Origin of the sequence: Micromonospora sp. NPDC048887, from assembly GCF_040649715.1 — a bacterium.
Classification (GTDB): domain Bacteria; phylum Actinomycetota; class Actinomycetes; order Mycobacteriales; family Micromonosporaceae; genus Micromonospora.
On sequence record NZ_JBEZGA010000005.1, the window covers coordinates 272,295 to 283,478 of the forward strand.

Below are 11,184 nucleotides of genomic sequence, written 5' to 3' on the forward strand. Positions count from 1 at the left end.
CCCCCTGTTAACGCCTCCGGTAGAGGAGGGGTCCCTTCTTAACACCCACGACGAGCGCCACGCCCCACCGGACGGCGAAGGCCCGGCCTTGGGAGGGCCGGGCCTTCGCGGGTGGGTCGGGTCAGGCGGCGGTGACCGCCAGGGACTCCTTGGAGTCGGACAGGTCGACGCGGACCGTGTCGCCGTCGCGGATGTCGCCGGCCAGCAGCGCCTTGGCGAGCTGGTCGCCGATCGCCGACTGCACCAGCCGGCGCAGCGGGCGGGCACCGTAGATCGGGTCGTACCCGTGCTCGGCCAGCCACGTGCGTGCGGAGTCGCTGATGTCCAGTGCCAACCGGCGGTCCGCAAGACGGGTTCGCATCCGGTCGAGCTGGATGTCCACGATCGACCGCAGGTCCTCGCCCTGGAGCGCGGCGAACACCACGATGTCGTCGAGCCGGTTGAGGAACTCCGGCTTGAAGTGTGACCGGACCACCGCGAGCACGCCCTCCCGGCGCTCGTTCTCGGTGAGCGTCAGGTCGCTGATCACCGACGAGCCCAGGTTCGAGGTGAGGATCAGGATCGCGTTGCGGAAGTCCACCGTACGGCCCTGACCGTCGGTGAGCCGGCCGTCGTCGAGCACCTGGAGCAGCACGTCGAAGACGTCCGGGTGCGCCTTCTCCACCTCGTCGAGCAGGATCACCGAGTACGGGCGGCGGCGTACCGCCTCGGTGAGCTGGCCGCCCTCCTCGTAGCCGACGTATCCGGGCGGGGCACCGACCAGGCGGGCCACCGAGTGCTTCTCGCCGTACTCGCTCATGTCGATGCGGACCATGGCCCGCTCGTCGTCGAAGAGGAACTCGGCGAGTGCCTTTGCGAGCTCGGTCTTGCCGACGCCGGTCGGGCCGAGGAACAGGAAGCTGCCGGTCGGGCGGTCCGGGTCGGCGACGCCGGCCCGGGCGCGGCGTACCGCGTCGGAGACCGCGCCGACCGCCTCGGCCTGGCCGACCACGCGGGCGCGCAGCGACTCCTCCATCCGCAGCAGCTTGGCGGTCTCGCCTTCCAGCAGCCGCCCGGCGGGGATGCCGGTCCAGGAGGCGACCACGGCGGCGATGTCGTCCGCGCCGACCTCCTCCTTGAGCATCGCGCCGTCGGCCTGGAGCCGGGCCAGCTCCTCCTCGGCCTGCTTCAGCTCGGTCCGCAGCGCGGGGATCCGGCCGTACCGCAGCTCGGCGGCGCGTTCCAGCTCGCCGTCGCGCTCGGCCCGCTCGGCCTCGCCGCCGAGGCGTTCCAGTTCCTCCTTGGCGGTGGAGAGCTTGGTGATGTGGCTCTTCTCGGTCTGCCAGCGCTCGGACAGCGCGGTGAGCTGCTCGCGCTTGTCGGCGAGTTCCTTGCGCAGCCGCTCCAGGCGCTCGGCGGACGCGGCGTCCGGCTCCTTGGCCAGCGCCATCTCCTCGATCTCCAGGCGGCGTACCGCCCGCTCGATCTCGTCCACCTCGACCGGCCGCGAGTCGATCTCCATGCGCAGCCGGGACGCGGACTCGTCGACCAGGTCGATGGCCTTGTCCGGCAGGAACCGGTCGGTGATGTACCGGTCGGAGAGCGCTGCGGCGGCGACCAGCGCGGCGTCGGTGATCCGTACGCCGTGGTGCACCTCGTAGCGTTCCTTGAGCCCGCGCAGGATGCCGATGGTGTCCTCGATGGTCGGCTCGCCGACCAGCACCGGCTGGAAGCGCCGCTCCAGCGCGGGGTCCTTCTCGATGTGCTCGCGGTACTCGTCGAGCGTGGTGGCGCCGACCATCCGCAGCTCGCCGCGCGCCAGCATCGGCTTGAGCATGTTGCCGGCGTCCATCGAGCCCTCGCCCTTGCCGGCGCCGACCACGGTGTGCAGCTCGTCGAGGAATGTGATGACCTGGCCGTCGGAGTTCTTGATCTCCTCCAGCACGGACTTCAGCCGCTCCTCGAACTGCCCCCGGTAGGACGCGCCGGCGACCATCGCGCCGAGGTCGAGCGAGACCAGCTTCTTGTCCCGCAGCGACTCCGGCACGTCGCCGGCCACGATCCGCTGGGCCAGGCCCTCCACGATCGCGGTCTTGCCGACGCCCGGCTCGCCGATCAGCACCGGGTTGTTCTTGGTACGCCGGGACAGCACCTGGATCACCCGGCGGATCTCCGAGTCCCGGCCGATCACCGGGTCGATCTTGCCGTCGCGGGCGCTCGCGGTGAGGTCCACGCCGTACTTGGCCAGGGCCTGGTAGGTCTGCTCCGGGTCGGCGGTGGTGACCCGGCGGTCCCCGCCCCGGACGGTCGGGAACGCGGCGACCAGGTTCTCCTCGGTGGCGCCGGAGTTCTTCAGCGCGACCGAGACCGCGCCGCCGACCCGGGCCAGCCCGGCCAGCAGGTGCTCGGTGGAGGTGTACTCGTCGCCCAGCGGCCGCGCGATCTGCTCGGCGGCGCCGATGGCGTTGACGAACTCGCGGGCCAGCGTCGGCTCGGCGATGCTCGACCCGCGCGCGGCGGGCAGCGCGTCGACCGAACGCAGCGCGACGCGGCGCAGCTCGGCGGGGTCGGCACCGACGGCGCGCAGCAGGCCCGCGGCGGTCGAACCCTCGGTGTCCAGGAGTGACAGCAGCAGGTGCCAGGGCTCCACGGTGGCGTGACCGCGCTGGTTCGCCAGCGCGACGGCACCGGTGATGGCTTCGCGGCTCTTGGTGGTGAGACGTTCCGTGTTCATGGGCTCCCCCGGATCGGCGTGTCCACTGGACATGACACAACCAGAGTTGAGTCTATTCCGCTCAACTCCACCCCTGTGACCTGAGTCACCCTTTACCTTTGACGGATCAGCGACGCGGGAGGCGCGCGAGGCAGGGAGTCTCGTGGTCGGCGCGCAGCACGCAACGCCGGCCACCGTCCAGCTTGCGGTCACAGAACACCCAATGGCGTACGGCCTGGTCGTCCTCGGCCGAGACGGTGATCCCGCCCAGCTCCACCACCGCGAGGAACGCCAACGACCGCCCGGCCGTACGACCGAGCATCTTCGCCCGGGCCAGGTCGGCCGCGCGCACCGGCAGATGGATTACGTACCGCCCGGTCACTGCCGCCCGGCCAGATCGCGCATCGACGGAGCCTGACGGGACTGCCACTCGCGCAACGCACCCTTGATCCGGGCCGCCTCCTCCCGGCTCCGGGCGATTTCGGCGTACGCGGCGGCAAGGTCCCCCGCGACGCGGTCGAGGAACGCGGCGACCTCGGCGGGGTCCAACCCCCGACGGCATGTCGTGAAGCTGTGGCCCCGCACCTGCCAGGGCCGGAGCGGAAGGTACGACGTGGAGCGGTAGGCGCCGACCGGCGCGGAGTTGGGCGGACCCACGTTCCGCCGCCGCGACCGTATTCGCAGGAGATTACGCACGACACTGTCCCTTCTTCCGGGCCGAGGACACGGTTGAGACGGCACGACTGGTCGCGCACGACCAGTCGTGCCGACTACGGCTGCCAACCGGGGGCCGGTTGCCTACCAGGCGTTCCGTCGAAGGCATCCGCACGAGGAACATACAATGCAAAGCATTGTATGACAAGCAGTGAGCATGCTTAGCACGCAAAGTGTTGGCTCACCGGTCCGACTCGTGGGAAGATCTTGGGGCCTACCAGGAGTTGCCGCCATGCCCCGAGTTTCGGACCGTCAGAGAATCGCGCAGGACATCAGAGACAAGATCGCTTCGGGCGAATACGGCCCCGGCGACAAACTCCCCTCCCTGCGTGAGCTGATCGCGCACTACCAGGTGTCCGCGGAGCCGGTCCGCTCCGCGCTGTTGATCCTTCAGGCCGAAGGTCTGGTCGAGGGACATCAGGGCAAGGGCACCTATGTAACCACGCGCGACGACACGCCCTGACCCTGCGACGACGGCCGACCCATCGACCCCGCCGAGCATGCGTGCGCCGCAGCGGTAGCCTCACCGGCGTGCGAGTACGTGTCGAACAGACCGCCCTGCCCGGGATCGGCGTACGTCATGATCTGATGACGGAGTCCGGCCGCCGGCTCGGCGTGGTCTCCCATCGCAATGGCCGTCGCGACCTGGTCCTCTACGACCCGGACGATCCCGACTCCTGCCAACATGACATACCGCTGACCGACGACGAGGCGGAGGCGCTCGCCGACATCCTCGGCGCGTCGCTGATGCTGGGTCAGCTCTCCGGGCTGCGCGAGCAGGCCGCCGGGCTGCTGACCGAACAGGTCGCCATCCCGGCGGGCTCGAAGTACGTCGGCAGGCGGCTCGCGGACACCAAGGCACGCACCCGGACCAGCGCGTCCATCGTGGCCGTGCTGCGTCAGGGCGCCGTGAACGTCTCGCCCGAACCCACCTTCCGGTTCGAAGCCGGCGACGTGATCGTCGTGGTCGGTACCCGTCAGGGCCTCGACGGCGTGACCGCGATCCTCGCCGAGACCGATCCGGACGGCTGACGCGTATGCACGAAACCACAATCCTGCTCATCGAAGTCGGTGCGCTGCTGCTCCTGCTCGGCCTGCTCGGCCGCCTGAGCCGCCGCGTCGGGGTCTCGCCCATCCCGCTGTACCTGCTCGCCGGCCTGGCGTTCGGGCACGGCGGCCTGCTGCCGCTCAACGCCAGCGAGGAGTTCTTCGCCGTCGGCGCGGAGATCGGCGTGATCCTGCTGCTGGTCATGCTCGGTCTGGAGTACAGCGCCAACGAGCTGGTGGGCAACCTCCGCTCGGCCGCGCCGGCCGGGGTGATCGACGCGGTGTTCAACGCGCTGCCCGGCTTCGCCTTCGCGCTCCTGCTCGGCTGGGGCTGGGTGGCGGCCGTGGTGCTGGCGGGCGTGACCTGGGTGTCGTCGTCCGGCGTGATCGCCAAGGTGCTCGGCGACCTGGGCCGGGTCGGTAACCGGGAGACCCCGGTGATCCTCTCCGTCCTGGTGATCGAGGACCTGGCGATGGCCCTCTACCTGCCGCTGGTCACCGCGCTGCTCGCCGGGGTCGGCCTGATGAAGGGCGGCATCGCGCTCGCCATCGCGGTGTTCACCGTCGTCGTGGTGCTGGCCGTGGCGATCCGGTACGGCCACCTGATCTCCGCCGCGCTCTCCGCGAAGGATCCGGAGGCGCTCCTGCTCGGGGTGCTCGGCCTGACCCTGCTGGTCGCCGGCGTCGCGGCCAAGCTCCAGGTGTCGGCGGCGGTCGGCGCGTTCCTGGTGGGCATCGCACTGTCCGGGCCGGTGGCGCACCACGCCACCGAACTGCTCTCCCCGCTGCGCGACCTGTTCGCCGCGGTCTTCTTCGTGTTCTTCGGGCTGGTCACCAACCCGCTGGACATGCCTCCGGTGCTGCTGCCCGCGCTGCTGCTCGCAGTGGTGACCATGGCGACGAAGGTGGCCACCGGCTATCTGGCCGCCCGCCGGGTCGGGATCGCCGAGCCCGGACGCTGGCGGGCCGGGCTGGCGCTGACCCCGCGCGGCGAGTTCTCGATCGTCATCGCCGGACTGGCCGTCGCGGCCGTCTACCCGGTGGAGCCGAAGCTCGCCGCACTCGCCACCGCGTACGTGTTGATCACGGTGGTGACCGGGCCGCTGCTCGCCCGGCTGCCCGACACCCGGTGGTTCAAGCAGTGGCTGCGCACCCGCGCCGCCGCCGTACGGCCACCCGCGCCGCTGCCCCTGGGCTCCGGCGACTGACCCCGGTGCCGGGCCGGATCAGCCGCAGGGCAGATCCGGCCCGGCGTTGTCAAATTGATCCCGGGAAGGTCTACCACTGCTCCGTCCAACCGCGTTAACGTTTCGGCCCAGCAGCCAGGGTCCGCGGGTGGCCTGCGCCCCCCGCCAGCGCAAGCGGAAGGTCGGCCGGTGAGCGTGCAGGAAGGTACGTTCCGCGGCTTCGCCAACCCCGTCGATCCCTCGCCCACCGAACTGCGCGCGTGGGCGTATCAACCGGACTCGGTGCCGCTGACCTCGATGCCGCCGGACTGGGACCTGCTGGTCGCCGGTGACCACCTGGTGCAGACGCTGTTCGACCTGGCGATGGACCAGAGCTGCCCGGCCCGGCGGTTCGCCCTGCACTGCCTCTACATCTATGCCGCCGACGGCATCCGGACGAACTTCCGCGCCCACCCGAAGCGCCGGTTCCGCAAGCTGGTCGAGCAGGCCGAGAAGTCCGGCGACGACCTGATGCGCAACTGGGCGCACAACAGCCGGGTGCTGCTGGCCCGGCCGGATCTCTTCGTCTACCGGGACTGGTGCGAGGGCGGCCTGGTCCGCGAGAACCGCCGCCTCTGACCCTCGCCGCCGGATACGAACGGGCCGCGATCCCCCGGATACGAACGGGCCGGGATCCCCCGTGGATCCCGGCCCGCACGTCGGCGGATCGTCAGGTCGATCCGCCCTGCTTACGGCGTCGCTCGTCGTCCCGCGCCCGGTCCACGCCGTGGTCCGTCTGGTCGGCGAAGCGCCCTTCCTTGACCTTGTCGCTGAAGCGTCCCTCGGTGACCCGGTCGAACCGCTCGCGGACGTTCTCGGCCACCTTCTCCAGCCGTTCTTCCGCGCGCTCGGCCACCTTCTTCGCCGGTTCCGTCATGACTCCCCCCGCCAGCCCGGAGTCCGCTTTGAGGCTTTTTGCCCCTGCGGAAAGCGTAGTGGACCCCACCCTGCCGCACCCCGTTTTCCGCCGACCGCCCGCGCACGACGAAGGCCGGCGCGACCCCGGGGGAGCGGGGCGCACCGGCCTTCCGATACGAGGAGGTCAGCGGTCGGGAGCGCGGCGTGGACGCCAGACGACGAGCGCTGTGGACGTGCGGTTTGTGGGCACGAGGTCACCGCGGGGGAAGCCGCCGAGCGACTCCAGCTCGGCGATCCGCCGGTACGCGGCGTCCAGCTCCGCCTCCAGCCGGGCCACCCGCTGCTGCGCCTCTTCGAGCAGCCGCTCCAACCCGATGATCCGCTTGACCCCGGCCAGGTTGATCCCGTCGTCCTGGCTGAGCCGCTGCACCTCGCGGAGCAGCACCACGTCCCGGACGCTGTACCGGCGACCGCCGCCGGACGCCCGGCCGGCCTGCACCAGGCCCAGCCGGTCGTACTGGCGCAGCGTCTGGGGGTGCATCCCCGCCATCCGCGCGGCCACCGAGATCATCAAGACCTTGGCCTCGTAGGCCGGGTCACCCGAGCCGACGTACTCCTCCGACATGCCCGCTCACCTCCGCTGCCGCCGTCAACTGAATCGACGTACCCGCGCCTCGAGATGTTCCCGCGCGGCGGGCGGAGTCTGCGCCGCGAAGGTCTCCAGCGCCGCCCGCGCCTCGTCCGAGACCTTCGCCGGGACCACCACGTCGAGCGTGACCAGCAGGTCACCGGCGCGGCCGTCCTTGCGTACGACGCCCTTGCCGCGGGCGCGCAGCACCCGCCCGCTGGGCGTACCCGGTGGCACCCGCAGGGTCACCGTCCCGTCCAGGGTCGGTACGCGCAGGTCCGTGCCGAGAACCGCCTCGGCGTACGTGATCGGGACGTTCAGGGTCAGGTCGTCCCCGGTACGCCCGAACAGCTCGTCCGGGCGAACCTTCACCTGCACGAACAGGTCACCGGCCGGACCGCCCCGCTCGCCGGGCTCGCCCCGGCCGGCCAGCCGGATCCGCTGCCCGTCGGCCACCCCGGCGGGGAAGCGCACGGTCAGCGTGCGGGTCTTGGTGACCCCGCCGGTGCCGTGGCACTCCGGGCACTTCTCCTCGACGATCGTGCCGACGCCCTGGCAGTTGCGGCACGGCTCGGAGAAGCTGAACGACCCCTGGTTGCGGGTGGTCACCCCGGCGCCGTGGCAGACCGGGCAGGCCACCGGCTGGGTGCCGGGCTTGGCGCCGTTGCCGTGGCAGGTTTCGCAGACCCCGGGGGCGCGCAGCGTCAGCGGCAGCGTGACCCCGTTCACCGCGTCGGTGAAGTCGAGCGCCACCTCGGCCTCGACGTCGCGGCCACGGGCCGGGCCGCGCGGACGCGCCGGGCCACCGCCCCCGCCGCCACCGGAGAAGATCGTGCTGAACAGGTCGGTGAAACCGCCGCCGCTGAACCGGCTGTCGCCGCCGCCGGCGCCGCCGCCGAACAGGTCGGAGACGTCGAACGGCATGCCGCCCGGCTGGCCCCCGCCGCGGGCGCTGCGCCGGAACGCGCCGGAGCCGAACAGCGAGCGCATCTCGTCGTACTCGCGGCGCTTCTTCTCGTCACCGAGCACCGCGTACGCCTCGGAGACGGTCTTGAACCGCTCCTCGGCCCCGCTGTCGCCGGGGTTGTGGTCCGGGTGCGACTCCCGGGCCAACTTGCGGTACGCCTTCTTGATCTCGTCCGAGGAGGCGGACTTGTCCACGCCCAACGCGGCGTAGTAGTCCTTCTCGATCCAGTCCTTGGAACTCACCGGTCCACCCCCTTCCACGGGTCGAATCCCGGTCGTCCCGCCCGCCCGGTGCGGGCGGGCGGGACGTCACGGGTCGGCACTACTCCGGGTCCGCGACCGCGACCATGGCGGGCCGCAGCAGCCGCTCGCCGAGCTGGTAACCCCGGCGCATGACCTGTACGCAGGTCGGCTCGGTCACGTCGGCGGAGGTCTGGTGCGCCACCGCCTCGTGCCGGGTCGGGTCGAACGGGTCACCCTTCTCGCCGAACGCGGTCAGGCCGAACTTGGCGAGCGCACCGGTGAGCTGCTCGGCCACGCTGCCGAACGGGCCCACCAGGTCGCCGTGCTCGCGGGCCCGGTCCAGGTCGTCGAGGATCGGCAGCAGCGCGGTCAGCACCGCCCCGGTGGCCTGCTCCTGCACCAGGTTGCGGTCCCGGTCGACCCGCTTGCGGTAGTTGGCGTACTCCGCCGTCACCCGCTGGAGGTCGCGGGTGCGCTCCTCCAGGTCGGTGCGCAGCGACTCCAGCTCGGTGCCGAGTGGCGCGTCCGTGCCGGTCCCGCCGTTCGGCTCGGCGGGCGAGTCGACCACTGCCGGACCGCTGACCTCGGCCTCGCCGCCGATCTCGTCGACCACGACCTCGGCCTCCTCGACCAGCCCTTCGGCGGGCGCGTCGGCGGCCGCGTCGGCCGCCGAGGCGTCGTTCGCCGACTGCTCGGTCGCCTTGCCGAGCTTGCGCTTGTCGCGGATGACGACCCGGGGTTCGTCGCCGGTGTCCTTGCCGGCGCCCGGCGCCGACCCGGTGGCACCCGGGTCGGCCGCTCGTGGCTTGTCCGTCATGCGGTTACCTCATCCCTCTGCCGTGCGAATCGTGTCCGGGACCGGATGTCACTTCTTGTCCTCGTCCACGATCTCCGCGTCGACCACGTCGTCGGCGCCACCGGCCTTCGGGCCACCGGCCGCACCCGCGCCGGCACCCGCGCCCGGCCCGGCCGCACCCGGGGCGGTCTGCTCGCCCTCCTGCTGCTGGGCGTAGAGCAGCGAGCCCGCCTGCTGGGAGACCTGCGCCAGCTTCTCGTGCGCGGACTTGATCTTCTCGATGTCCTGTCCGCCGAGGGCGCTGCGCAGCTCGCCGAGCGCCTCGTTGAGCTGGTCGCGGTTCTCGCCGGGCAGCTTGTCGCCGCTCTCGGCGAGGAACTTCTCGGTCTGCCACTGGAGCGCCTCGGCCACGTTGCGGGTCTCGGCCTCCTCACGGCGACGCTTGTCCTCGTCGGCGTGCTCCTCGGCGTCCCGGCGCATCCGCTCGATGTCGTCCTTCGGCAGCGAGGAGCCGCCGGTGATCGTCATCTTCTGCTCCTTGCCGGTGCCCAGGTCCTTCGCGTGCACGTTCACGATGCCGTTGGCGTCGATGTCGAACGTGACCTCGATCTGCGGCACGCCGCGCGGGGCCGGCGGGAGACCGGTCAGCTCGAAGGTGCCGAGCTTCTTGTTGTAGGCGGCGATGTCCCGCTCGCCCTGGAACACCTGGATCAGCACCGACGGCTGGTTGTCGTCGGCGGTGGTGAACACCTCGGAGCGCTTGGTCGGGATGGTGGTGTTGCGCTCGATGAGCTTGGTGAAGATGCCGCCCTTGGTCTCGATGCCCAGGCTCAGCGGGGTCACGTCGAGCAGCAGGACGTCCTTGACCTCACCCTTGAGCACACCGGCCTGGAGGGCCGCGCCGACGGCGACGACCTCGTCCGGGTTGACGCCCTTGTTCGGGTCGCGGCCGGTGAGCTGCTTGACCAGGTCGGTCACGGCCGGCATACGGGTCGAGCCGCCGACCAGGATGACGTGGTCGACGTCGGAGATCTTGATCCCGGCGTCCTTCACGGCCTGCTCGAACGGGCCCTTGCAGCGGTCCAGCAGGTCCTGCGTCATGCGCTGGAACTCGGCGCGGCTGAGCGTCACGTCGAGGTGCAGCGGGCCGGCCGAACCGGCGGTGATGTACGGCAGGTTGATGTTGCTGGTGGTGGCGGCGGACAGCTCGATCTTGGCCTTCTCGGCCGCCTCCTTGAGCCGCTGCATCGCCATCTTGTCCTGCGAGAGGTCGATGCCGTGCTCGCCGCGGAACGTCTTCACCAGGTGGTCGATGATGCGCTGGTCCCAGTCGTCACCACCGAGCTGGTTGTCACCGCTTGTGGACTTGACCTCCACCACGCCCTCGGCCAGCTCCAGCAGCGACACGTCGAAGGTGCCGCCACCGAGGTCGAAGACCAGGACGGTCTGCTCCTTGGAGCCCTTGTCCAGGCCGTACGCCAGGGCCGCCGCGGTCGGCTCGTTCACGATCCGCAGCACGTTGAAGCCGGCGATCTCACCGGCCTCCTTGGTGGCCTGGCGCTGCCCGTCGTTGAAGTAGGCCGGGACGGTGATCACCGCGTCGGTGATCTGCTCGCCCAGGTACGCCTCGGCGTCCCGCTTGAGCTTCATCAGCGTGCGCGCCGAGATCTCCTGCGGGGTGTACTTCTTGCCGTCGATGTCGACGGTCCAGTTGGTGCCGATCTCACGCTTGACCGACCGGATGGTCCGGTCGGGGTTGGTCACCGCCTGGCGCTTGGCGACCTCACCGACGAGCACCTCGCCGTTGCGGGCGAACGCGACGATCGAGGGAGTCGTACGCGAGCCCTCGGCGTTGGCGATGACGGTGGGCTCACCGCCCTCGAGAACGCTGACGCAGGAGTTCGTCGTGCCGAGGTCGATGCCGACCGCACGTGCCATGTTCGCTTCCTCGCTTCATAACGGGTGAGCAGGTCAGACGGCCTGCCCGGCGGGCCGCCCGGAAGCGACCGCACCA

Annotated in this window: 12 protein-coding genes; 4 read left to right on the forward strand and 8 right to left on the reverse strand. The window is 71.0% G+C overall.

Annotated elements, in window-relative coordinates:
- Nucleotides 1-121: 121 nt before the first annotated feature.
- The 3 genes from clpB to AB0C17_RS11140 form a co-directional block, all read right to left on the reverse strand.
- A complete protein-coding gene (gene clpB / locus AB0C17_RS11130; RefSeq protein ID WP_357478152.1) occupies nt 122-2,713 on the reverse strand; it encodes an ATP-dependent chaperone ClpB in 2,592 nt (863 codons plus the stop codon).
- A gap of 106 nt (nt 2,714-2,819) precedes the next feature.
- On the reverse strand, nt 2,820-3,074 hold the full coding sequence (locus AB0C17_RS11135) for a hypothetical protein (protein WP_120572377.1): 255 nt from the start codon (nt 3,072-3,074) through the stop codon (nt 2,820-2,822).
- Nucleotides 3,071-3,376, reverse strand: coding sequence for a DivIVA domain-containing protein (locus tag AB0C17_RS11140; RefSeq protein ID WP_357478264.1), 306 nt, complete (start codon nt 3,374-3,376; stop codon nt 3,071-3,073). Before AB0C17_RS11140 ends, AB0C17_RS11135 begins: the two co-directional genes overlap by 4 nt.
- A gap of 262 nt (nt 3,377-3,638) precedes the next feature.
- On the opposite strand from AB0C17_RS11140, the gene AB0C17_RS11145 reads away from it, so the two are divergent.
- The 4 genes from AB0C17_RS11145 to AB0C17_RS11160 all read left to right on the forward strand — a co-directional run bounded on the left by AB0C17_RS11145 (nt 3,639) and on the right by AB0C17_RS11160 (nt 6,258).
- Entirely contained in the window at nt 3,639-3,869 is a 231-nt protein-coding gene (locus AB0C17_RS11145; RefSeq protein ID WP_357478155.1) for a winged helix-turn-helix domain-containing protein, read from the forward strand.
- 68 nt (nt 3,870-3,937) lie between these two features.
- Nucleotides 3,938-4,438: a cation:proton antiporter regulatory subunit gene (locus tag AB0C17_RS11150; protein ID WP_357385212.1), complete on the forward strand. Its 501-nt coding sequence runs from the start codon at nt 3,938-3,940 to the stop codon at nt 4,436-4,438.
- A gap of 5 nt (nt 4,439-4,443) precedes the next feature.
- Complete coding sequence (locus AB0C17_RS11155; protein WP_357385214.1) at nt 4,444-5,661, forward strand: cation:proton antiporter; 1,218 nt, start codon at nt 4,444-4,446, stop codon at nt 5,659-5,661.
- Between the two features lie 168 nt (nt 5,662-5,829).
- On the forward strand, nt 5,830-6,258 hold the full coding sequence (locus AB0C17_RS11160; protein WP_357385216.1) for a hypothetical protein: 429 nt from the start codon (nt 5,830-5,832) through the stop codon (nt 6,256-6,258).
- A 91-nt stretch (nt 6,259-6,349) separates the two neighbouring features.
- Here AB0C17_RS11160 and AB0C17_RS11165 read toward each other — a convergent pair whose 3' ends face one another.
- From AB0C17_RS11165 to dnaK, 5 genes are all read right to left on the reverse strand, one after another.
- On the reverse strand, nt 6,350-6,556 hold the full coding sequence (locus tag AB0C17_RS11165) for a hypothetical protein (RefSeq protein WP_018785523.1): 207 nt from the start codon (nt 6,554-6,556) through the stop codon (nt 6,350-6,352).
- A 165-nt stretch (nt 6,557-6,721) separates the two neighbouring features.
- Nucleotides 6,722-7,162 (reverse strand): MerR family transcriptional regulator, encoded by a 441-nt coding sequence (locus AB0C17_RS11170; protein ID WP_120572381.1) that lies wholly within the window; start codon nt 7,160-7,162, stop codon nt 6,722-6,724.
- A 24-nt stretch (nt 7,163-7,186) separates the two neighbouring features.
- Nucleotides 7,187-8,374 carry a molecular chaperone DnaJ gene (dnaJ, locus tag AB0C17_RS11175; RefSeq protein ID WP_357385219.1) on the reverse strand — a complete coding sequence of 396 codons (1,188 nt, stop codon included), beginning with the start codon at nt 8,372-8,374 and terminating at the stop codon, nt 7,187-7,189.
- Between the two features lie 79 nt (nt 8,375-8,453).
- Nucleotides 8,454-9,191 carry a nucleotide exchange factor GrpE gene (gene grpE / locus AB0C17_RS11180; protein ID WP_357478157.1) on the reverse strand — a complete coding sequence of 246 codons (738 nt, stop codon included), beginning with the start codon at nt 9,189-9,191 and terminating at the stop codon, nt 8,454-8,456.
- A gap of 48 nt (nt 9,192-9,239) precedes the next feature.
- The gene (gene dnaK, locus AB0C17_RS11185; protein ID WP_357385223.1) at nt 9,240-11,108 is read right to left on the reverse strand and encodes a molecular chaperone DnaK; all 1,869 of its coding nucleotides are present in this window, start codon (nt 11,106-11,108) and stop codon (nt 9,240-9,242) included.
- Between the last annotated feature and the right edge of the window lie 76 nt (nt 11,109-11,184).